Raw genomic sequence first — 26153 nt, 5'->3', positions numbered from 1 at the left:
AGGGAGGCCGGCTCCGCCCATGACCGATATCATTCGCGACGCCGAGACCACGGGAAAAGAGCGCAAGCGCCTGTTCATCAAGACCTATGGCTGTCAGATGAACGTGTATGATTCCGAGCGCATGCGCGACGTGCTGGCGCCGCTGGGCTATGAGCCGGCGGACGAGCCCGATGGCGCGGATCTTGTGATCCTGAACACCTGCCATATCCGCGAGAAAGCCGCCGAGAAGGTCTATTCCGAGCTCGGGCGTCTGAAGACGCTCAAGGAAGAAAAGGCCTCCACCGGCAAGCCCATGACCATCACGGTGGCGGGCTGCGTGGCGCAGGCTGAAGGCGCGGAAATCCAGCGCCGGGCGCCCATGGTGGATCTCGTTGTGGGCCCACAGACCTATCACAAGCTGCCCGAACTCATCGCCAACGTGCACCGCGAACGCGGCGAAGCGCTGGATACCGAATTCGAGGTCGAGGAGAAGTTTGACGCCCTCGCCGCGCCCGAGCGCCATGTGGATGGCTTCACCGCTTTTGTGACCGTGCAGGAAGGCTGCGACAAGTTCTGCACCTTCTGCGTCGTGCCCTATACCCGTGGCGCCGAATGGTCCCGCCCGGTCGATCAGATCGTGGCGGAAGTCCGCGCGCTGGCCGCCAAGGGCGTGCGCGAGGTGACGCTGCTGGGCCAGAACGTCAACGCTTTTCACGGCGACGCGCCGACGGGCGATCCCGAAGGCGGCGTCTGGGGGCTGGGCCAGCTGGTGCGCCATCTGGCGAAGATCGGCGGCATCGAGCGCATCCGCTTCACCACCTCTCACCCGAAAGACATGGATGACGATCTCATCCAGGCCTTTGCGGACGAACCCAAGCTGATGCCGTATTTCCACCTGCCGGTGCAGGCGGGGTCGGACAAGATCCTCAAATCCATGAACCGGTCGCACACGGCGCAAGAGTACCTCGACATCATCGCGCGCCTGCGCGCCGCCCGTCCCGACATCGCCATCTCCGGCGACATGATCGTGGGCTTTCCCGGCGAGACCGAGGCGGATTTCGAAGCGACGATGGAGCTGGTGCGTCAGGTGAACTACGCTTCCTGCTTCTCGTTCAAATACTCCAAGCGTCCAGGCACGCCGGGCGCGGCCATGTTCAACCAGATCGATGAAGGCGTGAAAGGCGAGCGTCTGGCGCGCTTGCAGGCGCTTCTGACCGACCAGCAGATCGCGTTCAACCAGTCCATGATCGGCAAGACCCTGCCGGTTCTGTTTGAGCGTGAGGGGCGTTTTGAGGGCCAATTATCCGGTCGTAGCCCCTATCTTCAGGCGGTTCATTGCGAAGGCCCGGTTGAACTCATCGGTCAGATCGCCAATGTGGAGATAACCGGGGCGACCAAGAACGCCCTGTCCGGACGTCTGGCTACAAAGGAAAGCGCCGCCGCGTGAGCCGCTCATCAAAACCGCGCCGTCCCCGCAGGGCGGCGTCCGAAACGCTTCATTTTGAAGATTCCGATCTCGTTCGCATCATTGCCGGGCCGGGTCACGAGAACTTCGCCACGCTCGAGCGCGAACTGGAGGTTCAGCTCGAAGCGCCCGGCGGCGGTCAGGTCGTGATCACCGCCGAGGAGGCCCGTACGCGCATCGAGGCGCGCCGGGTGCTGAACGCGCTTTATGGCCGCGCCAGCGAAGGCCTGCCGATCGATCCGCCCGCCGCGCGCGCCGCTTGCCTGATGGCTGATGACGATGCGGGTGAAGAGATCGACGCGGTCATTCGCGTGCCGCGCGGGGCGAGCTTCGCTGCGCGCACCAATGGCCAGCAAAGCTATGTGAAGGCGCTCAAGAACGATCGCGCCTATGACATGATCTTCGGCGTGGGCCCGGCCGGCACCGGCAAGACGCTTCTGGCGGTCGCCTATGGGGCGTCGCAACTGGCGCTGGGCAGTGTCGAGCGTCTGATCATCACCCGCCCCGCCGTGGAGGCGGGCGAGCGTCTGGGCTTTCTGCCCGGTGATCTGACCGAGAAGATCGATCCGTATCTGTTGCCGATCTGGGACGCGCTGCGCGACTCTCTGGGTCAGCGCATCAGCGAGAAGATGCGCGAGGAAGGCCGGGTTGAAGTGGCGCCGCTGGCCTTCATGCGCGGTCGGACGCTGAACAAGGCCTTTGTGATCGTGGACGAGGCCCAGAACGCCACCATCCCGCAAATGCGCATGGTTCTGACCCGACTTGGGGAAGGCTCGCGCATGGCGGTGACGGGCGATCCGACCCAGACCGATTTGCGCCGCGGCGAGCCGTCCGGCCTGCCACATGCCTTACGCCTTCTTCAGAATGAAGAACGGATCGCCGTGCACCGGTTTGACCGATCTGATGTGGTGCGTCACGGTTTGGTGGCGCGCATCGTGGACGCCTATGAGCGCGATGATGCCGCACGCGGCAATGAGGCGGACCATGGCTGACACGGTGATTGAAGACGAGCGCGTTGAGTTTGTGGTCGAGGCGGACGCCTGGTCCGGCCATGACGGGCTGATGCAAGCGTGCCTGAAGGCGATCGAGGCCGGTCTGGCGGCGATCGAGGCGCCGCGCGACGGCGCTGCGGTGATCCTGTTTTCCGATGACGCCACCGTGCATGAGCTGAACCGCCGCTTCCGCGACAAGGACAAGCCCACCAATGTGCTGTCCTTTCCGGCGCCCGAGCGCGAGGGTTATCCCGGTGATGTGATCCTGGCGTACGAGACCTGCGCGACGGAAGCACAGGCGGCCGGGATTTCGCTCATTGCTCACGCGGCGCATCTGGCGCTTCACGGCGTTTTGCATTTAAACGGGTATGACCATCAGGAGGAAGACGAGGCGGCCGAGATGGAAGCGCTGGAGACAGCGGTTCTGACAGGCCTGGGTCTGAAAGACCCCTACCTCGTACAGGAATAGGTATGAACGACGATCCGTCTTCGCGAAGTCTTATGGCCCGTTTCAAACGGGCCTTTAACGGGGCGCGTCCTGAGGAGGCTCCTCAGCTTGACGAGCCGATCGTGAACGGCGCGCCTGATCCCATGGACGCCAGCGCCTTCCTTGTGAACATGCGCGAGTTTCAGGACATGCGCGTGGACGACGTGATGGTGCCGCGCGCCGACATTGTCGCGATCGAGATCGAAACTCCGCTCAAAGAGCTGGCGCGTGTCTTTGGCGAGGCGACCCATTCGCGCCTGCCTGTCTATCGCGAAACGCTCGATGATCCTGTGGGCCTGGCCCATATCAAGGACGTGCTGGGCTATATGTCCCGCTTCGCCGAGGAAGGCTCCGGCGCCGGTCCGGACAGCTGGGCGGACATGCGCATCCTGCCTGCCATCCGACGGCCGCTCCTGTATGTGCCCGCCTCCATGCGCGCCTTTGACCTGCTGCTGAAGATGCAGTCGCGGCGCATGCACATGGCGCTCGTGGTCGATGAGTTCGGCGGCACGGACGGTCTTGTGACGCTGGAGGATCTGATCGAGCCGATCGTGGGGGATATCGAGGACGAGCATGATGAGGCGGAAACGCCCAATATTCTCGCCAAGGGCCCCAATTGCTGGGAAGCGGATGCGCGCGCGATGATCGAGGATCTCGAGGAAATCGTCGGCTGCGATATCGCCAGCGAGGAAGAGGAAAACGACGTCGATACGCTCGGCGGTCTGGTGTTCCACCTGGCCGGCCGCGTGCCCGAGCGCGGCGAAGTGCTGGCGCACCCGTCAGGCTTTGAGTTTGAAGTGCTTGATTCTGATCCGCGCCGCATCAAGCGCTTGCGCGTGAAGCCCGGCGCGGGATCGACCCTGGCGGGCGATGAGGCCAGTCGGGCCGCAGCTGGCGCCTTCAGTCCGGACTAGGCGGTGACGGGGCTCCTGCATCGTGCGCGCCGTCTTCGTGCGGCGTTCCGCGCGCTGTCCGGCTGGCGACTGTTCCTGCTGATATTTGTTCTGGGCGCGTTCAGTGTACTGGGTCACGCCCCGTTTTTCTTCTGGCCCGCCTATGCCGTGTCTCTGAGTGCGCTTGTCTGCGCGCTTGATGACGCCCGACGGCGCGCCCGCCCGCTGCGAAGCGGCTTCATACGCGGCTTCTGGTTTGCCTGCGGCGCCTTTCTGGCCGGAACCGGCTGGGTGGCGAACGCCTTCCTCGTCAGCGCCGGGGAGTATGCCTGGCTGATCTGGGCGCCTCTGATCGTCCTGCCCGCAGGCTTGGCCCTGTTCTGGGCGGCGGCTGGCGCGCTCTATGTGCGCTTCGCTCCGCGTCACGCCGGCCGGATCGGGATGTTCGTCCTGAGCCTCATGGCGCTTGAATTTCTGCGCAGCACCATCCTGTCAGGTTTTCCCTGGAACCTGCCCGGCCACGTCTTTGAAGCAGGCGGCGCGATCAGTCAGACGGCCAGCCTGATCGGGGCGTATGGCCTGTCGGTGCTGGCGCTGTTTGTGTTCTCTGCGCCGGCGGCGTTGTCCGGGCCGGGCTCGCGCCTGTCGCGCCTGGTCCCGCTGGCGCTGGGCGCCGGGCTCATCCTGGCGAGCTGGGGATATGGACAGGCGCGATTGTCCGGGGCGGACGGGCTTGAGCGCACGCAAGACCAGCTCTTGCTGGTGTCCCTGAACCTGCCGCAGACCGAGCGCCGCTATTCCGCGCGCCATGACATCCTGCAGGCCTATCTCGCGCTTTCAGAAGACGTGGACCTGTCCCGGACGGATGCCGTGATATGGCCGGAAGGCGCCATCCCCGCCATGTTGCTGGATTCCCCGGACCTGCTGGCGGACCTTGCCGACGGCTTTCCGGACGGGACGCGACTGATCACGGGAACAGCGCGTTCGGAGATCGGGCTGAACGGGCAACCGCGCGCCTATTTTAATTCACTGGTCTCCATAATTTTGGAAGAAAATCACGCTGTGCTTGAGGCACAGTACGATAAATCGCGCTTGGTCCCGTTTGGTGAGGGCAACCCGTTGCGCGGACTTACGGAATGGTTTGGTTTCGACAGTTTGTCAGAGATCGCCCCGTATTACTCGCCAGGGAGTGGCGCACGGACGCTCAATCTAGAGGGGTTGCCAGGTCTGGCGCCGTTGATTTGCTACGAGGCGGTCTATCCGAGGTATTCGCCAAGACAGTCAAATAGACCAGAATGGTTGTTGAATATTTCTAATGACTCCTGGTACGGGAATTCATCTGGACCTCAACAGTTGCTTAACCAAACTCAATATCGCGCTATAGAAGAAGGCCTACCCCTGGTAAGAGTAGCGGCGTCCGGAATTTCAGGACAGATCGATCCTTATGGTAGGCTCATTGAATCCATTCCTTCAAAATCAACTGAAGTATTGATGATTACATTGCTTGAAGGATTGGGCGAGACGCCGTATGGGATGTACGGAAATGCACTCTGGGTAATTGTTTTGCTGGTTTTGGCTGCAGTAGCGCATTTTCTATCGGTTGTGACATCTGCGCATTTAGGTAGAAGTCGGCAGCCCGTCGAGGGGCGTTGAGCGTATCGCATCTGACCAAACTATGGTTGTATGCCTGCGCAGATAAGGAATTCGAGATGACTGCCAATCCGAGAGGCCCGAACGCGGTGGATCGCCATGTGGGATCACGTATCCGGCTTCGGCGTCAGCTTCTCAATCTGAGTCAGGAAAAGCTGGGCGAAGAGCTGGGGGTCACCTTCCAGCAGGTCCAGAAATACGAGCGGGGCACCAACCGGGTTGGCGCAGGCCGCCTGTGGAATCTCGCCAAGGTTCTGGATGTGCCGGTGTCGTTTTTCTATGACGGCGTTGCGGAAACGGTGGGCCAGCCGGGCTTCTCTGAAGGCGACCAGACCCCGATCGTCGATGACTTCATCCAGTCTGCGGATGGTGTGGCGCTGGCTCAGGCTTTTGCCCGCATCAAGGACTCCAAGGTGCGTCGCCGGATTCTCGAGCTGGTGCGGACCCTGGCGGCTGAAGAAGCCGAAGCGACCGCAACGGGTGCTGCGTCTTAAACAGACTGTGACCGGACGGGCCTTGCTTTCCGCGCGCCGATAGGGTTTAAGCCCGCCATATAAAGATCGCTTTATATGGAGCACGCGTTGGCCCGTTCGTCCTATCTCTTCACCAGTGAAAGCGTGTCCGAGGGTCACCCGGACAAGGTATGCGACCGCATCTCTGATGCGATTCTGGACCTGTTCCTGAGCAAGGATCCGGTTGCACGCGTCGCGTGTGAAACCCTGACCACCACGAACCGTATCGTTCTGGCGGGCGAAGTGCGCTGCGCCGGCGAGATCAATGATGACGAGATCGAAGCCGTGGTCCGCGGCGCCGTGCGTGATATCGGGTATGAGCAGGACGGCTTCCACTGGAACACCGCCGAGCTGCACAACTTCCTGCACGAACAATCTGCTGACATCGCCCAGGGCGTGGACGAAGGCGCGGGTTCGTATGTGGATGAAGGCGCGGGCGATCAGGGCATCATGTTCGGTTTCGCCTGCGACGAGACGCCGGAGCTGATGCCGGCGCCGATCACCTATTCGCACCAGATTCTCCGCGAAATGGCGCGCCTGCGCAAATCGGGCGAACGTCCCGAATTCGAGCCGGACGCCAAATCCCAGGTCACTCTGAAATACGAAAACGGTCGCCCGGTGGGCGTCACCTCCGTGGTGGTCTCCACCCAGCACAAGGATGGCGTGAGCCTGGATGATGTGCGCGAGCTGGTGCGCCCGGTGGTGCAATCGGTGCTGCCCGATGGCTGGTTCCCGCCTGAGGACGAGTTCTACGTCAACCCGACCGGCAAGTTCGTCATTGGCGGTCCGGACGGCGATGCCGGCCTGACCGGCCGCAAGATCATCGTCGACACCTATGGCGGCGCAGCGCCTCATGGCGGCGGCGCCTTCTCGGGCAAGGACCCGACGAAAGTGGACCGGTCTGCGGCCTATGTGGCGCGCTATCTCGCCAAGAACGTCGTGGCGGCGGGCCTGGCGCGCAAATGCACCATCCAGCTCAGCTACGCCATCGGCGTGTCCAAGCCGCTTTCGGTCTATGTGGACACTCACGGCACCGGCGATGTGGATGAAGCCAAGCTGGAAAACCGCCTGCGCGAACTGGTCAATCTCAGCCCGCGCGGCATCCGCACCCATCTGGGCCTGAACCGTCCGATCTTCGAGCGCACCGCCGCATACGGCCATTTCGGTCGCACCCCGGACGCCGATGGCGGCTTCTCCTGGGAGAAGACCGACCTTGTCGATCAGCTCAAGGACTTCGCCTGAGCGACAGACACGGACTGAACTAGGAGCCGGGTTGTTTCAGCCCGGCTCTTTGTTTTTGGAGGCAGGCCGGGTAAAGGGCCGTCATGACCGAGACCCGACCTCAGCCCAAACGCCTTTATGGCCGCGCCAGCGGTCACAAGCTGACCGACCGCCAGCGGGCGCTGGTGGATGCGCAACTGCCCGCGCTTAGCTGGGCCGATGAAGGCCCGCTTGACCCTCAAGCCCTCCTGCCCGGCTTTGACGCCTATGTGCTGGAAGTGGGCTTTGGCGGCGCCGAGCATCTGATCGGTCAGGCTGACCGGGCGCGTCGCACGGGATTTCTGGGGATCGAGCCCTTTCTCAACGGCGTCGCCAAGGCGCTGGTGGGGATCGAGGATCATCAGCTTGAGAATGTGCGGGTGAAGCGGTCGGATGCGCGCGACGAGATGGTGCGCATGCCCGATGGCGCATTTGAGCAGATCTATCTCTTGTTCCCCGACCCCTGGCCGAAGAAACGTCATGCCAAGCGGCGCTTTGTGCAGCCTGATACAGCGGCGGAGTTCGCGCGGCTTCTCAAATCGGGCGGCCGTCTGCGCGTGGCCACCGATGTGCGCGCCTATGCCGATCACGCCTTGCCGATCCTGATGGACACTGGTGGGCTGAGCTGGACGGGCGAGCAGGCGTCAGACTGGACGCAGAATCCGGCCGATCACATCGTGACCCGCTACCAGTCCAAGCATCTGGGGGACATCGACCCGGTCTTCTTTGATTTTGTGAAGGCCTAGTCCAGGCAGGCGCCCGAATACGCGTCGGCATAGGACATGTCCCAGCACGCCAGCAGGCGATCCACCACGCCGAGATTTTGCGGTTGTTCCACAAAGCCTTCGGGCATGGTGATGTTGGGATTGTCGGCCAGGAACTGACGGCGCGCCGCCATCATCTCTTCACTGGGGCGCAGCTCGGCCAGCTCCGCGCGGGCGGCCTCGGCGGCGGCGCGGTCGCGGCGCAGGAAGGCCAGGCTGGCGTCCACATAGAGCACCCAGTCCCGCTCGCCGACGCGCCTGGCTTCGAAATAGGGGATGGCTTGCTCGGTCTCCCCTGCGACGGCCAGCAATTGTCCGGCATGCCAGCCAATCACGCCGGGCTGCTCGGGATTGAAGTGCGGTGAATGATCCATATAGGCGACAAGAAGGTCGGCGGCGGCGTGCTCGCACCCGTCCTGATGGGCGATCCGCCGCCAGCCGCCGTCCATATCCTGATCAAAGGCGTCGTGCTCAAGCTGCATCAGGGCGTCAAAGCGCTCTGCATCAACGTCACAGGCCGTCAGGCGCTCGCGCGCGTCAGGGGCGAGCTGAGCATAGGCGTCGCCGGGTTCGGCCTGCCAGGCCATGAGAGCGAGCGTTATGGCAAGTGCGTTGAGCATGGTGATTCCTCCCCCTGAGGGGGAAATAATGCCCGGTCATTTCAGAGGGCGGGGTTAAACTTTGGACAGGTGGCTGAGCGCCCCCCATTGCTTTGAGGCCGCTCAGGGCGTATAAGCGCCTCAACAGTTCGATATGTCGGATGACATGTTCGAGCGGCTCGGGGTCCCGGGCCGCTTTTTTCGTACCCGCATCCGGCCCAGACGCAGATACACGACGCCCATGAAAGCAAACAGCCCGCAAGACAAGCGCATCCTCGAGATCGCCGAGCCCCTGGCCGAGACCCTCGGGCTTGAAATTGTGCGTGTGCGCGTGATGGGCGGCAAGAAGACCACGGTGCAGATCATGGCCGAGCGTCATGACGGCACGATGGTGGTTGAAGACTGTGCACGCCTGTCGCGCGCCCTGTCGGAAATTTTTGACGAGGCCGATCCGGTTTCGGGCGAATATGATCTGGAAGTGTCCTCGCCCGGTATTGACCGGCCCCTGACCGCATTGGCGCACTTTGCGCGCTGGGAAGGGTTCGAGGCCAAGATCGAGCTCGATCGCCTGGTGGAGAACCGCAAGCGGTTTCGCGGCATGCTCGCCGGGATCGAGGATGAGAACGTACTGATGGATCTGGCGGGCGAGGAAGACACGGCTGTCATCCCGTTCGAGTGGATCGCAGACGCCAAGCTGGTCATGACCGACGCTCTCGTGGAGGCGAGCCTGAAGGCTCGTGGTCCCATCGAGGGTGAAGACGGTCAGGCTGACGAGTAGAACGAGAAGGAACGCGGATATGGCCATCGGGGTCAGCGCCAACAAGCTGGAAATCCTGCAAATCGCCCGCGCGGTGGCGCAGGAGAAGATGATCGACGAGTCGATCGTGCTGGAAGCCATTGAAGAGGCGATCCAGAAGGCCGCCCGCTCGCGCTATGGCGCCGAGCTGGACATCCACTGCAAGATCAATCCCAAGACCGGCGAGATGCGTCTGACCAGCCGCACCAGTGTGGTCGAGGAGATCGAGAACGAAGCGCACCAGATCACGCTGGACGAAGCGAAAAAGCGCGATCCGGAAGCTCAGATCGGGTCCTTCTACGAAGAAGAACTGCCGCCGATCGAGTTTGGCCGCGTGGCCTCCCAGACCGCCAAGCAGGTGATCACCCAGAAGGTCCGTGAAGCCGAGCGCAAGCGCCAGTTCAACGAGTACAAGGACCGCATCGGCGAGATCGTCAACGGCATCGTCAAGCGCGTCGAATACGGCAATGTCATCATCGACCTGGGCAAGGCCGAAGGCATTATCCGCCGCTCCGACGGCATTCCGCGTGAAAGCCTGCAGGTCAATGACCGCGTGCGCGCCTATATCTATGACGTGCGTGAAGAGACCCGCGGCCCGCAGATCTTCCTGTCGCGCGCCCATCCCGACTTCATGGCCGCCCTGTTCGCCCAGGAAGTGCCGGAAGTCTACGAAGGCGTCATCGAGATCCCGCGCGTTGCACGCGATCCGGGTTCGCGCGCCAAAATCGCCGTCATCTCCAACGACAGCTCCATTGATCCCGTCGGCGCCTGCGTGGGTATGCGCGGCAGCCGGGTTCAGGCGGTCGTCAACGAGCTGGCTGGCGAGAAGATCGACATCATTCCGTGGAATCCCGATCCGGCGACCTTCATCGTCAACGCGCTGCAGCCGGCCGAAGTCGCCAAGGTGGTGCTGGATGATGAAGCCGAGCGTATCGAAGTCGTCGTGCCGGACGATCAGCTGTCCCTCGCCATCGGCCGTCGCGGCCAGAATGTGCGTCTGGCCAGCCAGCTGACCGGCTGGGCCATCGACATCCTGACCGAGGAAGAAGAGTCCGAGCGTCGCCAGAAAGAATTCTCCGAGCGCACCTCGACCTTCATGAATGCGCTGGATGTGGACGAGGTCATCGCCCAGCTTCTGGCCACTGAAGGCTTCGCTGAAGTTGAAGACATCGCTTTCGTCGAACTCGACGAGATCGCCGTCATTGAAGGCTTCGACGACGACACCGCTCAGGAAATCCAGACCCGCGCCCGCGAATTCCTCGAAAAGCGCGCCGCTGAACAGGATGCCCGCCGCAAGGAGCTGGGCGTGGAAGACGCCGTGCTCGACGTGGAAGGCGTGGACCTGCCCATGGCGGTCAAGTTCGGCGAGAACGAAGTCTGCACCATCGAGGATCTGGCGGGCCTGACCCCGGACGATCTGCGCGGCTGGTACGAGACCCGCGATGGCGAGCGCGTGCGTGAGCCGGGCATTCTCGAAGGCGCTGACATGTCTCCGGAAGACGCCGAAATGCTGATCATGCGCGCGCGCGTGATCGCAGGCTGGATTTCCGAAGATGATCTGCCCCAGCCCGAGGCCGAGGTGGAAGAGGTTGAGGACGAGGCCCTTGACGAAGCGGCTTCCGATGTCGATCTGGAAGACATCGACCTCTCCGATCTTGAAGCAGAAGCCGAGAAGCTGGGCGTGGACCTGGCCGATCTGCTGGATGCGGATGCGACGGAGGAAGACGAGCAGTCGTGAGCCGCGGAGCGCGCCATGGCCGGGCCAAACCGGTGCGCGAACGCCGTTGCGTCGCCACCGGTGAGGTGAAGGGGGAGGAAGACCTCCTCCGTGTCGCGCTGAGCCCGGAGGGGCGCGTGACCCCGGATGTGGCCGCGCGCCTTCCCGGTCGGGGCGGCTGGGTCAGTGCTGACAGGGCTCTGGTGGACAAGGCTGTGAAGAAGCGCCTGTTCAACCGGGCCTTCGAGCAGCCGGTCGAGGCCCCGGAAGACCTGGCGGACCAGTTCGAGGCGCTGATCAAGGCGCGTCTTCTGAGCCTTCTGGGTCTGGCGCGCCGGGCCGGACGTGTGGAGCTGGGTTCGGACGCTGTTCGCATGGCGTTGCAATCGGACCCGGAGCCGGCGTGGAGAATTGAAGCCAGCGACGCCGCGCCTGACGGGCGCAAGAAGCTGGATCACCTGGCCAAGGCCGTGGAATGCACGGCGCCGGTGCTGGGATGTTTTGACGCCGAGACCCTGAGCGGGGCCCTTGGCGTCGGGAATGCGGTTCATGCGGTTCTGGCCGATGGACCTGAAGCGGCGGGGTTTTCCGCCTTGGCGTTCAAGCTTGCAGGCTTCGTTAACCTCGATCCTGCGGCGACAGACGCACAGAAGAGTTGAAACGCCTTGGAAGCTGGCTAGTTTAGCGGGCCTTCAGGCCGGGGCTTCCCGGAGGCGACCTGAACAGATGACGGACCCTCGCGCACGCGGCGGCGGGGCTCCGCCCGAAGATATGTAAAGCCGCGGCAAGGACGCTTATGAGCGACGCTGACGAACGCAACAACTCGGGCCGCAAGCCTCTCTCCCTCGGTGGACGTTCCTCTGGGACCGTGCAGCAAAGCTTTGCGCGCGGACGTCAGAAGTCTGTCGTTGTCGAGAAGAAGCGCAAGCGCCCGGGCGGGCCTGCCGGCAAGGACGCCGCGACGGGCAAATCCGGCGCGCCTCAGACCCAGAAGGACAAGGCGCGCGCTGCGCTGGCCGCCAAGGCCAAGCAGCTGGGCCTGTCTGAAGAAGAACTGATCAAACGCCAGCAGGCCATTCTGCGTGCGCGCGCCGAACAGGAAGAGCGCGCCGCCAAGCAGAAAGCCGAAGAGCAGGCGCGTCAGGCGCGTGAAGACGAAGAGCGCCGTGCGCTTGAGGACATGCGCAAGCGCGAGGAAGAAGAGCGCCTGCGTCGTGAGGACGAAGAGCGTCGCGCCATTGCGGAAGCGGAAGCTGCGCGCCTGGCTGCCGAGCAGGCCAAGAAGTCCAAGAAGGCTGCGCCGGCTGCGGCTGCGGATACGGCGGAAGAGCCGTCCGTGAAAGCGCCGTCCCGCAAGGCGGACAAGAGCAAGGACAAGGGTGAGCGCGAGGAGTCTGACGACAACCGCAACATCCTTGAATCCATGGGCGGCCGCGTGAAATCCAAGAAGGTCGCGCCGGGCGGGGACAAAGCCCAGCCGTCGCGCACCAAGGAGCCCAAGCGTCGCCAGGGCAAGCTGACCATTCAGAACCTCGTTGAGGATGATGAAGGCCGTCAGCGTTCGCTGGCGTCCATGCGCCGGGCCCGCGAACGTGAAAAGCAGCGTCGCATGCAAGGCGGCCAGCAGCGTGACAAGGTGTCCCGCGAGGTGATCGTGCCTGAAGCGATCTCCGTGCAGGATCTCGCCCAGCGTATGGCCGAGCGCGCCGCGGACGTGGTGAAGTACTTGATGACCCAAGGTCAGATGGTGCGCGCCAACGACATGCTGGACGCCGACATCGCCGAGCTGATTGTCGAGGAATTCGGCCACACCATCAAACGCGTGTCTGAATCCGACGTCGAAACCGGCTTCATTTCCGAGGCGGATTCCGAAGAGAGCAAGCTGCCGCGTCCTCCGGTCGTCACCGTCATGGGTCACGTTGACCACGGCAAGACCTCGCTGCTGGACGCCCTGCGCTCAACCGACGTGGCTGCAGGCGAAGCCGGCGGCATCACCCAGCATATCGGCGCCTATCAGGTGGAATTGAAATCGGGCGAGAAGATCACCTTCCTCGACACCCCGGGCCACGCCGCGTTCTCCTCCATGCGCTCTCGCGGCGCACAGGCGACCGACATCGTGATCCTGGTGGTGGCGGCCGATGACGGCGTCATGCCGCAGACCATCGAGGCGATCAGCCACGCCAAGGCGGCGAACGTGCCGATGATCGTGGCGGTCAACAAGATCGACAAGCCGGACTCCGATCCGCAGAAAGTGCTCCAGGAACTGCTTCAGTACGAAGTGTTCGTGGAAGATATGGGCGGCGATGTTCAGGCCGTTCCGGTGTCTGCGCTGAAGAAGATGGGTCTTGATGAGCTGACCGACGCCATCAACCTGCAAGCGGAAATGCTGGAGCTGAAAGCCAACCCCAACCGCTCTGCGGAAGGCGTGGTGATTGAATCCCAGGTCGACAAGGGCCGTGGCCCGGTCGCGACCTGCCTTGTGAAGCGCGGCACGCTGAAGCGCGGCGATATCGTCGTGGCGGGCGCGCAATGGGGCAAGGTGCGGGCGCTTGTGAACGAGCGCGGCCAGCAGATGAAAGAGGCGGGCCCGTCCCTGCCGGCCGAGATTCTCGGCCTGGACGGCGCGCCGGAGCCGGGCGAAGTCTTCGCCGTGGTGGATTCCGAAGCCCGCGCCCGCGAGCTGGTGGAATACCGCGAGCGGGTCAAGCGCGACAAGGCGGCGGCGGCCCGGACGGGCGGCGGCGCCTCGCTTGAGCAGATGATGGCCAAGCTCAAATCCAACGAGGTTCAGGAGCTGCCGCTTCTGGTCAAGGCGGACGTGCAAGGTTCTGCGGAAGCGATCATTGGCGCCCTGGAAAAAGTCGGCAACGAGGAAGTCCAGGCCAAGATCATCCACTCCGCCGCTGGCGGCGTGTCCGAAAGCGATGTCCTGCTGGCGCAAGCCTCGGGTTCGCCGATCTTCGCGTTCAACGTCCGCGCCAACAAGCAGGCGCGCGATCTGGCCGAGCGCGAAGGCGTGGAGATCCGCTACTACTCGGTGATCTACGACCTGATCGACGACGTGAAGAACACGCTCGAGGGCATGCTCGCTCCGGAGAAACGCGAAACCTTCATTGGTTACGCGCAAATCCTGGAAGTCTTCAACATCACCAAGGTGGGCCGCGTTGCGGGTTGCCGCGTGACCGAAGGCGTGGTGAAGCGCGGCTGTGGCGTGCGTCTGCTGCGCGACGACACCGTGATCCACGAAGGCAATCTGTCCACGCTCAAGCGCTTCAAGGACGAAGTCCCCGAAGTGCGCGCCGGCACCGAGTGCGGCATGGCGTTCGAGAATTATCACGACATTCAGGTCAACGATGTGATCGAGTGTTTCGAAGTCCAGGAAATCCAGCGCACGCTGTAAGTCCGGATTTCATCCCAAATGAAAAGGGCGGCTCATCGAGCCGCCCTTTTTGTTTGCGCGCCCGTGGGTTCAGTCCAGAAGCCGGTTGGGATGCATGCCGTTCACATGGCCCATGAAGGGCGGATGGATCTGATAGCCCAGAAGCGAGGGCAGCGGCGCCCTGAGCGTGCGGACCACGTCCGGCGGCACGGCCAGGCTCATATTTTCCTGCGTGCGCAGCCAGGGCGCGCAGTATTGCGCAGTCAGGGCCAGACGGCCCGCCTGCGTGCAGTTCTCTCCGCCCGCATGCCAGAGCCCGCCATGAAAGACGAGCGCATCGCCGGGCTCCATGACGGCGGGATGCCAGACATCGGTGTCTTCGGGTTCGCGATCGGCGGGCCAGAGGTGAGACCCCGGCCAGGCGCGGGTGGCGCCATTGTCCCGGGTGAATGGGTCGAACGCCCAGATCACCGACAAGCCATGACGGGCGTCCGGGCGCATATCGGGATAGAAGCCGTCATCGGCATGGGGCATTTGCGGCGTCTCGCCGGGCCCGATATTGATGGCGAGGCAGGCCGAGAGCAGGGGCTGGGCATGCAGGCGCGCTCTGAGCAGTCCCAGAATTTGCGGATGGGCGATGAGCGGATCCAGCGCCCGGGTTTTGGCGAGAAGCGCATAGGCGCGCTGGGTGCTGAACCCTTCAAAATTATTGCGCCCGGTCGGGCCCAGAAGATCGCGCAGGGCGCGTTCAGCGCCGAGCCGGATGTCCTCTGACAGCAACCCCTTCAGGATGACATAGCCATTGGCGTCATAACTGGCGAGCGTGTCGGCCGACGGTGCGGTGCTGGTGGTTTCCGAGCGTTTGTGCGTGCCTGCCAGATCCTGTGTGAACAGGTCCGAGGGTTTGGTCAGAATGGGGGTCATGACTTGCTCCCTTCTCTCAGGCCCAGACTCTGGGCGATCAGGATCCAGATGGCGCGGGCCAGCTGTTCAGCGTCCGGGGCGGGATCCTCCAGCAGGGCCAGCGTCACGCTCTGGCGCAGGCCGCCCAGCACGAAGGCGGCGGCAATGTTCGGATCGGCCTGACGGGGTAAATCCCCGTCCGCCTGGCCCTGGGCGATATTGCGAGCGCCGCGCGCCACAAGGTCCGCCATGCAGTGCGATTCCGCGTGAACCACGGCGCTTGAGCGCCCCAGCGGGCCGAACAGGGTGCGCGTAAAAGGCTCGTCGATCAGAAAGCGGATCACCGCCTGCACACGCTGGACTTCGCGCTGCGCCCAGGTCTCGCCGCGAAAGCGCGTATTGGCGATCTGGACATAGCGGGCATAGAAGTCTTCCACGACAGCGGAGACCAACCCGTCCTTGGAGCCGAAATGGTGATAGGCCAGCCCGGCGGACACACCGGCCCGGCTGGCGATATCGGTGATCTCAGCCTCGCCTGCGCCTTCGATCAGTGCGCCGCGTGCCGCATCAATCAGCTTTTCCCGCGTCTTTCGACCGCGAAGCGTTGGCGCGGTATTGTCATTGGGCGCGTCTGTCGCGCGGGGCAGGGTCGAGGTCATGGGCATCTCCTGATCACAACCTGAATTGAATTCAATTCAGGTGCAAGCCCCTCTTGCAACACGGCGCGTGCTTCAGGTCAGGCTTGAACCTGTCCGGACACAGGTATACAGACGCCGCCTTATCGCACATGGCCGATCCCCGGGCGTTTCCGGACAGGCTCTGGAGGTGCGCGGATGATGACTCATATTCGCAATGTCGCCCTGATCTGGGGCGTGCTGTGTCTGGGTCTGGCCGTACTGGCTTTTCTTCACATGCTGGCCTCTCACCTTCTGGTCCATGACGGGGCGGGCGAGGGCTTTGGCGCCTGCGTGCTGATTTCAGGCTTTATCGGCGGCGTGCTGACGCTGGTGGGGCTGGGCGAGCGCGCGCATCTTGGCTTTCGCGGCGCAGTGATCCTGACGCTGGGCGCCTGGTTCGGCTTGCCGCTGCTGATGGCCATACCGCTGCACGAGGATGCGGTGGGTCTGAGCATCACCGACGCCATTTTCGAGACGGTGTCCGGTTTGACCACCACGGGATCGACCGTGATCAGCAATCTGGAGGCCCAGCCGCCGACGCTTCTGGTCTGGCGCGCCTTGCTGCAATGGATCGGCGGCATCGGGATTATTGGCCTGTCCATCGCCGTGCTGCCCTTGCTGCGGTCAGGCGGGATGCAGCTGTTTCATCTGGAATCCTCGGATCGCTCTCCGGAAAAACTCATTGCCCGTCCCGGGCATCTGGCGGGCGTGATCGCCGGACTTTATCTGGGGCTCACCTGCCTGTGCGCGCTAGGCTATGTCTTCACCGGCATGGATGGCTTTGACGCCATATTGCATGCGCTGACGACCGTCTCGACCGGGGGGTATTCCACCACTGACCAGTCCATGGGCGGGTTCTCGGCGGGCGCGCAATGGGTGGCGATCATCTTCATGCTCGCGGGCGCGATCCCGTTTCTCGCTTATGTGCGCGCGGTCAGCCGTCATGAAGGTCGACGTCCGGGCGCCTTTGAGGAGATTGTCGGGCTTCTGGTGATCGTGGCGCTGGCGAGCCTGCTCTTGTACGCCGCCGAGCTGGGCGGTCCGCCCGAGCATCCGGACGCGGTGCGTCTGGCTATCTTCAATACGGTGTCGGTCCTGACCACGACCGGCTATGCGGCGGGCGATTACCAGCTCTGGGGGCCGCTCGCCATGGCGACGATCTTCATGCTCACCTTTCTGGGCGGGTGTGCGGGGTCCACTTCGGGCGGGTTCAAGGTGTTTCGCATCCAGATCATGCTCAAATCCACCTGGGCGAGCCTGCAGGCGGCGTCTTCGCCGCACGCCATCACCGTGGCCCGCCATGCCGGGCGGCGTCTGACGGCGGCGGACAGCGCCTCGGTGGCGCTGTTTGCGGGGCTTTATGTGGCGAGTTTTGCGCTGGGCGCGGTGGCGCTGTCCGCTTTCGGGCTTGATTTTCTCACGGCGGTCACTGCGTCCGCCACCGCCATCGCCAATGTGGGTCCGGGTCTGGGGGATGTGATTGGGCCGGCGGGGAATTTTTCTACGCTGCCCGATCCGGCCAAATGGCTGTTATGCGTGCAGATGCTGCTGGGACGTTTGGAAATCCTGGTGGCGCTCTATGTCTTCACGCCCCGCTTCTGGATGCGCTGAGCCGAACCTGAAGGACCGCCCATGTCGCTGAACGCTGTTGCTCCTTTCGTGCTGACGCTGCTCGCGGGCGCGATGGTCGCCGCCCAGCCCGCCTTCAATGGTCAACTTTCCACCCATCTGGGCTCGCCCATCCGCGCCGCGCTGGTCAGCTTCACCGCCGGGTCCCTGATCATGCTGGCCACGGTTTCTGTCGTCGCCTATCGCGCGGGCTGGCCCAGTCTTGAGCGGATCTTCAATACGCCGCCGCATCTGTTCGTGATTGGCGGGGCGCTGGGCGCCTGTTTCGTCACCACAGCGGCCTGGGCGGCGCCGAAAATCGGCACAGGGTCTTTCTTCGCGCTGCTGTTTGCGTCCCAGCTGATTGCGGCCATGGCGATTGATCATTTCGGGCTGTTCGGCATCGAGGAGCGCTCGGTAACGCTGATGCGCCTTCTGGGCGCGGCGTTTCTGTCGGTCGGGGCCTGGCTGGTGATCCAACACTAGCGCCGCCCCGCCCTTGCCATCCCGGCTCTGGCGCCGTACACGAGCGCCCTTCGCAATCTCGACGCGTCCCGGTTGGACTCCGGCCGTGTCCAGGCGACCCAAGAGGATTTCATGAAAGCCCAATCCCAACGCCAGCTGCGCGCCGGCGAACTCGTGCGTCGCGCTGTGTCGGACATCATCCGTGAAGGCCGCGTCCATGATCCGCATGTGAACACCGCCGCCGTCACCATCACCGAAGCGCGGGTCAGCCCGGACCTGCGCCACGCCACGGTCTATGTGGACCTTCTGGCAGGCGGGGATCGTCAGGCGGCCGCCGATGCGCTCAATCATGGCGCCGGCTTCATCCAGCGCGAGCTGGGCCGTCAGATCGAGCTCAAATTCACCCCCAAGCTGCGCTTCGCCGTCGATGATCGTATCGATGATGTGCGTGAGGTGGATGCGCTTCTGGACCGTCCGACCGTCAAGCGTGACCTCAAAGACGAGGATGAGGACTGATGGCCCGTCGCAAGAAGGGCGAGAAAGTCCATGGCTGGCTGATCCTGGACAAACCGCTGGAGATGACCTCCACCCAGGCGGTGTCCAGGACGCGCTGGCTCCTGAATGCGCAGAAAGCCGGCCATGCCGGCACGCTTGATCCGCTGGCCTCCGGCGTTCTGCCGATCGCCTTCGGGGAAGCCACCAAGACCGTACCCTTCGCCCAGGAAAGCTCGAAAGCCTATAAATTCACCCTGCGCTGGGGCCGGTCGACCACCACCCTTGATGCTGAGGGCGATGTGACGGGCGAGAGCGATGTGCGCCCGAGCCGTGAAGCCATCGAGGCGGCGCTGGGTCAGTTCATCGGTGAAATCGAGCAGGTGCCGCCGAAATTCTCCGCCATCAAGGTCGATGGCGAGCGCGCCTATGATCTGGCGCGCGCGGGCGAAGAGGTGGAGCTGGCCTCGCGCCCTGTGCGCATTGACGATCTGCGCCTGCTGGATGCGCCAAGCCCCGATCTCGCCGTGCTTGAAATGAAGTGCGGCAAGGGCGCCTATGTGCGCTCGATCGCGCGCGATCTGGCCGCCACCCTGGGGGCGGAAGGTCATGTGGCCGCGCTGCGCCGCACCAAGGTTGGACCGTTCAGCGTGGCGCAGGCTGTTTCGCTGGACGTATTTGAGGATTTGGTCCATAAGGGCCACGCGCTGGAGGCCCTGCTTCCGGTCGAGACCGCGCTGGACGACATCCCGGCGACGGCCGTGACCGAGGACGAGGCGTTTCAGTTGAGGCAAGGACGCTCGATCGTACTGCCTCCCCGGCGAGCTTCAGAGCTGCGCGACCTTCGCCAACCTCGCGACATTGCGGGGAAGGATTTCTCGAAGGCTGTCGTGGCGATGGGGACGGACCGGGCTATTGCGATCGGCGAAGCACGCGCGGGCAAACTCTCGCCTGTTCGTGTCTTTCAATGGGATTAGGAGCCCGATAGACGATGTCGATTACGGCAGAACGTAAAGCCGAACTGATCAAGGAGTACGCCCGGGGCGAAAACGACACCGGGTCGGCTGAAGTGCAAGTTGCGGTGCTGACCGAGCGTATCGCGAACCTCACCGAGCACTTCAAGACTCACAAGAAAGACAACCACTCTCGCCGTGGCCTGCTGAAGCTGGTGTCCCAGCGTCGGCGTCTTCTCGATTATCTGAAGAAAATCGACGAAGACCGCTACAAGGCGATTGTTCAAGCCTTGGGTCTGCGCCGCTAAGCGCAATCCAGAGGAACGCCGGCCGCCAGTGGGTGAGCCGGCGTTTCCTTATCCGGCGCTCGCAATCCGGCGACGCCGAATTACGACCGTACGAACGAGAGATACATGTTCGATATCCAAACCGAAACGATTGAATGGGCCGGCCGTACGCTGACCCTCGAAACCGGCCGCATGGCGCGTCAGGCGAATGGCGCGGTGCTCGCCACCTATGGCGAAACCACCGTCCTCGCGACGGCGGTCGCGATGAAAGACGTCAAGCCGGGCGTGGACTTCTTCCCGCTGACCGTCAACTACCAGGAAAAATACTTTGCCGCCGGCAAGATCCCGGGTGGCTATTTCAAGCGCGAAGGTCGTCCGACCGACAAAGAGACGCTGACCTCGCGCCTCATTGACCGTCCGATCCGCCCGCTCTTCCCCAAGGGTTTCAAGAACGACACCCAGGTGATGATCACCGTGCTCAGCCACGATCTGGAAAATGATCCCGATGTGGTCGGCATGATCGGCGCCTCCGCCGCCCTGTGCCTGTCCGGTCTGCCCTTCCTGGGCCCGATCGGCGCCGCGCGCGTGGGCTACAAGGATGGCGAGTACATCATCAACCCAACCGTCGCCGAGATGGACGACACCGAGCTCGACCTGGTGGTCGCCGGTACGTCTGACGCGGTGATGATGGTGGAATCCGAAGCCAAAGAGCTGTCGGAAGAAACCATGCTGGGCGCCGTGATGGCGGGCCATGACGCCTTCCAGCCGGTGATCGACATGATCATCCGTCTGGCCGAGAAAGCCGCGAAAGATCCGTGGGAATTCGAGCCGGAAGATCATTCCGAGCTGGAAGCCAAGGTGAAGGGTCTGGTCGGCGACGAGATCGCCAAAGCCTACACCATCACCAACAAGACCGAGCGTCAGGCTGCGGTCTCTGCGGCGAAAGAGAAAGCCGTTGCGGCTCTGGCCGTGTCCGAAGAGAACCCCGAGGGCGTCGACATGGTCGTGCTCAAGGACGTTCTGAAGGGCGTGGAAGCCAGCGTCGTGCGCGGCGGCATCATCAAGACCGGCAAGCGCATTGACGGCCGCTCGCTCGATCAGGTTCGCCCGATCGTGTCCGAAGCCACCGTCCTGCCGCGCACCCACGGTTCTGCGCTGTTCACCCGGGGTGAAACGCAGGCTCTGGCGGTCGTGACCCTGGGCACCGGCGAAGACGAGCAGTTCATCGACGCTCTGACCGGCACCTACAAGGAACGCTTCCTGCTGCACTACAACTTCCCGCCCTATTCCGTCGGCGAGACCAGCTTCCGTCTGGCTCCGGGCCGTCGTGAAATCGGCCACGGCAAGCTCGCCTGGCGCGCGCTGAACGCTGTGATGCCGAACGCGGAAACCTTCCCCTACACCGTGCGTCTGGTGTCCGAGATCACCGAATCCAACGGCTCGTCCTCCATGGCGACCGTGTGCGGCGGCTCTCTTGCGCTGATGGATGCGGGTGTTCCGATCACCCGTCCGGTGTCCGGCATCGCCATGGGCCTGATCAAGGATCCCGAAGGCGTCGCCGTTCTGTCCGACATTCTGGGTGACGAAGATCACCTCGGGGACATGGACTTCAAGGTGGCGGGCACCGAAGAAGGCGTCACCAGCCTTCAGATGGACATCAAGATCGCCGGCATCACCAAGGACATCATGCAGACCGCGCTGAACCAGGCGAAGGGCGGCCGCATGCACATCCTTGAAGAGATGAACAAGGCGCTGACCGGCGCCCGCGAGGCTCTGAACGAGCACGCGCCGAAGATCGAGACCATCCAGATCCCGACCGACAAGATCCGTGACGTGATCGGGTCTGGCGGCAAGGTCATCCGCCAGATCGTCGAGGAAACCGGCGCGAAAGTGGACGTCAACGATGAAGGCCTGATCAAGGTCTCGTCTGTGTCTGCGGACTCCATCAAGGCGGCGCTCGACTGGATCAAGGGCCTGACGGCTGAGCCGGAAGTGGGCGAGATCTACAAGGGCAAGGTCGTGAAAGTCGTCGATTTCGGCGCCTTCGTGAACTTCTTCGGTCCGCGTGACGGCCTCGTGCACGTCTCGCAAATGAAGAACGAACGCGTGGGTCACCCCAAGGACGTGGTCAGCGATGGCCAGGAAGTCTGGGTGAAGCTTCTGGGCTTTGACGATCGCGGCAAGGTGCGCCTGTCGATGAAAGTCGTCGACCAGGAGACCGGCGAAGAGATCGCGGAAGAGGCCGGCGAGGACTAATCCTCCCCTTCTGATCGTGAGATCAAAAGAAACCCCGCCGGAGCGATCCGGCGGGGTTTTTTGTTCAGCCAACCTGTTTGCGGGAGAGTTCTTTCTGCCCCGGCGCTGCGATGCTCAGGGCGCGCTCGCTCAAGGGTGTGATCGCAGAGCGTGGCGGTAAGGTTGCAGGTACCTGAATATCCGTCGCTAGTCCCATAACTTGTAAGAGCTGGATGAAGCGGAACCCCGGATCAAATTGCCCCGGATACAGTCCATGTCGTGCGGAGGCGGGAAATGCATGGTGATTGCAGTGCCAGCTTTCGCCCATCGTGGGGATGGCGAGCCAGCCGATATTGTACCCTTGCACGGCGGCGTCCTCGACATGCCAGTCCTGATGGCCGTCACGATGGGCGACATGCGCAATATACCAGTGCATGGTGAAGCAGACGGCGACCCGGCAGATCACACCCCATACGAGCCAGGGCATGCCCCCGATCAAGAACAGAATGATCGCGACGGGAATCTGATGCAGCATCCATGTCTTTTCGAGAAACCGGTAGAACGGATCATCGCTGATCCCCGGTCCGGCGTCGAACTTGGGCGGCTTGTCAAAGATCAGTCGGAAATTGAGGTAGTAAAATCCGTCCACCAGAACCGAACGCTTGTGAGACAGGAACCAGTGGCAATCTTTCTGTCTTTGCGCCCAGTCGCGGATGTCGTGCAGGCCCACCGTCCATAGAGGGCCGCCCATTCCGACGAGTACGCCCACATAGACCATGAGATATTCAAGCCATTTCGGACATTTGAAGGTCTGATGGATCAGGCGGCGGTGGAAGCCGACAGAGTGTCCGACACAGAGCGTGAAGCCGGACAAGGCCAGAAAGACGACGAAGGCGTCCCAGGTGAAATAGAGTGGCCCCAGCACTAGGGCGCCGATCAGGAAGGACATGTTCCAGATTGATCTCGGAGCGTCCCAGACCAGCCGTCCGCGACTGGGGTCCGCCTCTTCAAGTCCTGAGAGCGAACCGACCTTGAAAGCTCCGCTCGCAGCTTCACCCTGCACTACGCTCATGCTTCATCCTCTTCATCGCGGAGTTTGAGCTTTCTCTCAGCGGCGAGGGCGCGCGCCTCGGGGCAGAATGGCGTCAGGAAGGCGTACAGGCTGTTGGCCAGATTGTCGGCGGCGATTGAGTAGATCACCTCCTGACCGCGCTTCTGGCGATGCAGCAGCTTGGCGTCATGCAAGATCGCGATGTGCTTGGAGATGGAGGGCATCGCCATGTCGAAGTGGGAGGCGATTTCGCTCACCGTCATCGGCCCACCAGCGAGATGATTGAGAATCCGGCGGCGCGGAGTTGAAGAGAGAGCTTTGAATGCGCGTTCCATAGCTATTTTCCTAAATAGGAAAATATGAAAGTCAATCCTCCCCTGTCCCTTTTTCGAGGCTCGGGGTCGGCTGACGGGCGGGGGAATATCCTGCTCCTTACCAATCCGTCATTCTACGGACAGGCCATCCTCCGTTACACTCTAACCTGAATGCGAAATCGCAAGTCAGGGGAGGGCTTTATGTCCACACTTATTCGCGCCGCTCTGGGCGGCGTTCTGGTGCTGAGCGTCAGCGCCGGAGCCGCCATCGCCCAGGACGGCTATCGCCTGCCGCCGCAGGACATTGTCGACATTGTCGACGCGCCGCCTTCACCGTTCACCTCGCTGTCGCCGAACAAGCGCCATCTGCTGCTGCTCGAACGCGAGGGCCTGCCGCCGGTCTCTGAACTGGCGCGCCCGATGGAGCGTCTCGCCGGCTTGCGTCTGGATGCCGAGACCAATGGCCGCCACGGCCCGCGTTCGGTGGTCGGCCTGTCGGTGATCGATCTTGAAACCGGTGAAGAAACCGACATTGCAACGCCCGATGATGTGGGCCTGTCGAGCTTCAGCTGGTCGCCGGACGGCTCGAAAGTCGCCTTCCTCGTCACCGATGAGGACTCCATCGGCGTCTGGGTGGCCGACATCGCCAACGGTCGCGCCCGCGCGATCATCCCAGAGGGCGTCAATGCGGTGTTCTCCGCGCTCGACTGGATGAATGACAACGAGACGCTTCTCGTGACGCTGGTGTCAGACGAGCGCGGCCCGAGCCCCGAGCGCGCGCGCGTGCCGAACGGTCCGGTGATCCAGCAGGCGAACGGCTATGAAGCGCCGGTGCGCACCTATCAGGACCTTCTGGGCGATGCCGATGATGCGGCGCTGTTCGCCTGGCTGGCGGAAAGCCAGATCGTGTCCGTGGATGTGACAGCGCGTCGCCCGCGCCCGCATCCCATTGGCGAGCCGGGCCTGTACTATTCCGTCGAGCCGTCTCCGGACGGGGCGTATCTGCTCGTTGATGAGCTGAACGCCCCCTTCTCCTATGATGTGCCGTGGTCGCGCTTTGCCGAAACCACGGAAGTCTGGACCGCGGGCGGTGATCTGGTGGCGGAAATCGCCGATCACCCCATTGCGGACGGCGTGCCGATCGGCGGCGTCATCACTGGCCGTCGCTCCATCGAGTGGCAGGCGTCCGACGCCGCGCGCCTGATCTGGGCCGAAGCGCTGGATAATGGCGATCCGCGGGTTGAAACCGATCAGCGCGACAGCGTCTGGGCGCTCAATGCGCCGTTTGATGGCGAGCCGGTCGAGATCGCCCGCTTCGAGGATCGCTATTACGGCACGCGCTTCACCTCTGAAGGCCAGTTCGGCATGGCGAGCGAGTATGATCGCGACACCCGTGAAGTGCGCACCTGGCTGGTGGACTTTGCGCCGGATGGGGCCGAGCCGCGCCTTCTGGAAGAGCGCTCGATCCAGAACAGCTATGACGATCCGGGTTCGCCGCTGAGCACCCGAAACGCCTATGGCCAGTCCGTGGCGGCGGTGATTGATGGCGCGATGTATTTCACCGGCGATGGCGCGAGCCCGGACGGGGATCGTCCCTTCCTGCGCCGCGTGGATTTCGACACCTTCGAGATCACCGAGCTGTGGCGCAATTCGGGGGAGAATTATGAAGAGGTCATCGACATCCTGTCTGATGACGGCTCGCGCTTCCTGACCTCTTATGAGGACCCGCAAACCCCGCCGAACGTCTATCTGCGCGAGGGGGATGAAGCGCGGGCGATCACCGCGTTCGAGAACCCCTATCCCCAGCTCAACGCCATCCGCAAGGAGCTGATCACCTATGAGCGCGAGGATGGCGTGCCGCTGTCCGCCACGCTCTACCTGCCGGCCGATTACGAAGAGGGCGATAAGCTGCCGCTTCTGATCTGGGCCTATCCGCTGGAGTACAATTCCGCCTCTGACGCCGGTCAGGTGCGCGGCTCGCAATACCGCTTCTCGCGGGTGGCGGGCACCAGCCCGCGCTTCATGGTGACCCAGGGCTATGCGCTGTTGGAAGACGCCACCATGCCCATCGTGGGCGATGATCCTGAAACGGTGAACGACACCTTCGTCAGCCAGCTGGTCATGTCCGCTGAGGCCGCCATTCGCGACAGCGTGGAGCGCGGCTATGGCGATGGCGAGCGGGTCGCAATCGCGGGCCATTCCTATGGCGCGTTCATGACGGCGCACCTTCTGGCGGGGTCAGACCTGTTCCGCGCGGGCATCGCCCGTTCAGGCGCCTATAACCGCACGCTGACGCCGTTCGGCTTCCAGTCCGAACGCCGCACCTATTGGGAAGCGCCGGAGTCTTACTACCGGCTCTCCCCCTTCATGCATGCGGACGATATCGATGAGCCCATGCTCATGATCCACGGCCAGATGGACAATAATTCGGGCACCTACCCGATCCAGTCAGAGCGCATGTTCGCGGCGGTCAAGGGCAATGGCGGCACCGCCCGTCTCGTCATGCTGCCTTATGAAAGCCATGGCTATCGGGCGCGCGAAAGCGTGCTGCATGTGCTGGCGGAATCCATCGACTGGCTGAACACCTATGTGATGCCCGAAGAGCCGGTGGTCCCGCACGTGCCCGGTCAGGGCGAGCGCGAAGCGGAATAACCGCTTTGGCCTGACGCAAAAAC

At 63.1% G+C, this 26153-nt stretch carries 24 protein-coding genes; 19 read left to right on the top strand and 5 right to left on the bottom strand.

The window, feature by feature from the left end:
- Positions 1-19 precede the first annotated feature (19 nt).
- The 8 genes from miaB to trmB all read left to right on the top strand — a co-directional run bounded on the left by miaB (position 20) and on the right by trmB (position 7984).
- The gene (gene miaB / locus ACFELO_RS14090) at positions 20-1426 is read left to right on the top strand and encodes a tRNA (N6-isopentenyl adenosine(37)-C2)-methylthiotransferase MiaB (protein WP_440958403.1); all 1407 of its coding nucleotides are present in this window, start codon (positions 20-22) and stop codon (positions 1424-1426) included.
- Complete coding sequence (locus ACFELO_RS14085; protein ID WP_440958402.1) at positions 1423-2436, top strand: PhoH family protein; 1014 nt, start codon at positions 1423-1425, stop codon at positions 2434-2436. Before miaB ends, ACFELO_RS14085 begins: the two co-directional genes overlap by 4 nt.
- Positions 2429-2905 carry an rRNA maturation RNase YbeY gene (ybeY, locus tag ACFELO_RS14080; RefSeq protein WP_440958401.1) on the top strand — a complete coding sequence of 159 codons (477 nt, stop codon included), beginning with the start codon at positions 2429-2431 and terminating at the stop codon, positions 2903-2905. Before ACFELO_RS14085 ends, ybeY begins: the two co-directional genes overlap by 8 nt.
- 2 nt (positions 2906-2907) lie before the next feature.
- Entirely contained in the window at positions 2908-3837 is a 930-nt protein-coding gene (locus ACFELO_RS14075) for a hemolysin family protein (protein ID WP_440958400.1), read from the top strand.
- 3 nt (positions 3838-3840) lie between these two features.
- Positions 3841-5469: an apolipoprotein N-acyltransferase gene (gene lnt / locus ACFELO_RS14070; RefSeq protein WP_440958399.1), complete on the top strand. Its 1629-nt coding sequence runs from the start codon at positions 3841-3843 to the stop codon at positions 5467-5469.
- A gap of 56 nt (positions 5470-5525) precedes the next feature.
- The gene (locus tag ACFELO_RS14065) at positions 5526-5960 is read left to right on the top strand and encodes a helix-turn-helix domain-containing protein (RefSeq protein WP_009802440.1); all 435 of its coding nucleotides are present in this window, start codon (positions 5526-5528) and stop codon (positions 5958-5960) included.
- Between the two features lie 75 nt (positions 5961-6035).
- Entirely contained in the window at positions 6036-7220 is a 1185-nt protein-coding gene (gene metK / locus ACFELO_RS14060; protein ID WP_440958398.1) for a methionine adenosyltransferase, read from the top strand.
- 83 nt (positions 7221-7303) lie between these two features.
- On the top strand, positions 7304-7984 hold the full coding sequence (trmB, locus tag ACFELO_RS14055; RefSeq protein WP_440958397.1) for a tRNA (guanosine(46)-N7)-methyltransferase TrmB: 681 nt from the start codon (positions 7304-7306) through the stop codon (positions 7982-7984).
- On the opposite strand, the gene ACFELO_RS14050 is transcribed toward trmB, so the two are convergent.
- The gene (locus ACFELO_RS14050) at positions 7981-8622 is read right to left on the bottom strand and encodes a hypothetical protein (RefSeq protein ID WP_440958396.1); all 642 of its coding nucleotides are present in this window, start codon (positions 8620-8622) and stop codon (positions 7981-7983) included. The genes trmB and ACFELO_RS14050 overlap by 4 nt on opposite strands.
- 220 nt (positions 8623-8842) lie before the next feature.
- Here ACFELO_RS14050 and rimP point away from each other — a divergent pair, with 220 nt between their 5' ends.
- The 4 genes from rimP to infB all read left to right on the top strand — a co-directional run bounded on the left by rimP (position 8843) and on the right by infB (position 14514).
- Positions 8843-9379: a ribosome maturation factor RimP gene (gene rimP / locus ACFELO_RS14045; RefSeq protein ID WP_440958395.1), complete on the top strand. Its 537-nt coding sequence runs from the start codon at positions 8843-8845 to the stop codon at positions 9377-9379.
- A 19-nt stretch (positions 9380-9398) separates the two neighbouring features.
- Entirely contained in the window at positions 9399-11135 is a 1737-nt protein-coding gene (gene nusA, locus ACFELO_RS14040; protein ID WP_440958394.1) for a transcription termination factor NusA, read from the top strand.
- Positions 11132-11773 (top strand): RNA-binding protein, encoded by a 642-nt coding sequence (locus ACFELO_RS14035; RefSeq protein WP_440958393.1) that lies wholly within the window; start codon positions 11132-11134, stop codon positions 11771-11773. Before nusA ends, ACFELO_RS14035 begins: the two co-directional genes overlap by 4 nt.
- A 137-nt stretch (positions 11774-11910) precedes the next feature.
- Positions 11911-14514 (top strand): translation initiation factor IF-2, encoded by a 2604-nt coding sequence (gene infB, locus ACFELO_RS14030; protein ID WP_440958392.1) that lies wholly within the window; start codon positions 11911-11913, stop codon positions 14512-14514.
- A gap of 69 nt (positions 14515-14583) precedes the next feature.
- Here infB and ACFELO_RS14025 read toward each other — a convergent pair whose 3' ends face one another.
- Together ACFELO_RS14025 and ACFELO_RS14020 are read right to left on the bottom strand one after the other, a co-directional pair.
- Complete coding sequence (locus ACFELO_RS14025) at positions 14584-15417, bottom strand: phytanoyl-CoA dioxygenase family protein (protein WP_440958391.1); 834 nt, start codon at positions 15415-15417, stop codon at positions 14584-14586.
- The gene (locus ACFELO_RS14020; RefSeq protein WP_440958390.1) at positions 15414-16055 is read right to left on the bottom strand and encodes a TetR/AcrR family transcriptional regulator; all 642 of its coding nucleotides are present in this window, start codon (positions 16053-16055) and stop codon (positions 15414-15416) included. Before ACFELO_RS14020 ends, ACFELO_RS14025 begins: the two co-directional genes overlap by 4 nt.
- 174 nt (positions 16056-16229) lie before the next feature.
- Here ACFELO_RS14020 and ACFELO_RS14015 point away from each other — a divergent pair, with 174 nt between their 5' ends.
- From ACFELO_RS14015 to pnp, 6 genes are all read left to right on the top strand, one after another.
- Positions 16230-17684: a TrkH family potassium uptake protein gene (locus ACFELO_RS14015; protein ID WP_440958389.1), complete on the top strand. Its 1455-nt coding sequence runs from the start codon at positions 16230-16232 to the stop codon at positions 17682-17684.
- Between the two features lie 21 nt (positions 17685-17705).
- Positions 17706-18167: a DMT family transporter gene (locus tag ACFELO_RS14010; protein ID WP_440958388.1), complete on the top strand. Its 462-nt coding sequence runs from the start codon at positions 17706-17708 to the stop codon at positions 18165-18167.
- A 72-nt stretch (positions 18168-18239) separates the two neighbouring features.
- Entirely contained in the window at positions 18240-18662 is a 423-nt protein-coding gene (gene rbfA, locus ACFELO_RS14005) for a 30S ribosome-binding factor RbfA (protein WP_440958387.1), read from the top strand.
- Positions 18662-19615, top strand: coding sequence for a tRNA pseudouridine(55) synthase TruB (truB, locus tag ACFELO_RS14000; RefSeq protein ID WP_440958386.1), 954 nt, complete (start codon positions 18662-18664; stop codon positions 19613-19615). The genes rbfA and truB overlap by 1 nt, the downstream gene beginning before the upstream one ends.
- Positions 19616-19629: 14 nt before the next feature.
- Entirely contained in the window at positions 19630-19899 is a 270-nt protein-coding gene (rpsO, locus tag ACFELO_RS13995) for a 30S ribosomal protein S15 (protein WP_009802454.1), read from the top strand.
- A 105-nt stretch (positions 19900-20004) separates the two neighbouring features.
- Positions 20005-22134 carry a polyribonucleotide nucleotidyltransferase gene (gene pnp, locus ACFELO_RS13990; RefSeq protein WP_440958385.1) on the top strand — a complete coding sequence of 710 codons (2130 nt, stop codon included), beginning with the start codon at positions 20005-20007 and terminating at the stop codon, positions 22132-22134.
- 64 nt (positions 22135-22198) lie between these two features.
- On the opposite strand, the gene ACFELO_RS13985 is transcribed toward pnp, so the two are convergent.
- Both ACFELO_RS13985 and ACFELO_RS13980 read right to left on the bottom strand, forming a co-directional pair.
- Positions 22199-23185 (bottom strand): acyl-CoA desaturase, encoded by a 987-nt coding sequence (locus ACFELO_RS13985; protein WP_440958384.1) that lies wholly within the window; start codon positions 23183-23185, stop codon positions 22199-22201.
- On the bottom strand, positions 23182-23499 hold the full coding sequence (locus ACFELO_RS13980) for a metalloregulator ArsR/SmtB family transcription factor (RefSeq protein ID WP_440958383.1): 318 nt from the start codon (positions 23497-23499) through the stop codon (positions 23182-23184). The genes ACFELO_RS13985 and ACFELO_RS13980 overlap by 4 nt, the downstream gene beginning before the upstream one ends.
- Before the next feature lie 180 nt (positions 23500-23679).
- Here ACFELO_RS13980 and ACFELO_RS13975 point away from each other — a divergent pair, with 180 nt between their 5' ends.
- Positions 23680-26130, top strand: a complete 2451-nt coding sequence (locus ACFELO_RS13975; RefSeq protein WP_440958382.1) for a S9 family peptidase — start codon at positions 23680-23682, stop codon at positions 26128-26130.
- The last annotated feature ends 23 nt before the right edge of the window (positions 26131-26153 follow it).

The organism is Oceanicaulis sp. LC35, from assembly GCF_052055585.1.
Classification (GTDB): Bacteria; Pseudomonadota; Alphaproteobacteria; order Caulobacterales; family Maricaulaceae; genus Oceanicaulis.
The sequence above is the reverse complement of the archived record's forward strand: the minus strand, read 5'-3'. Positions and strand labels throughout refer to the sequence as shown.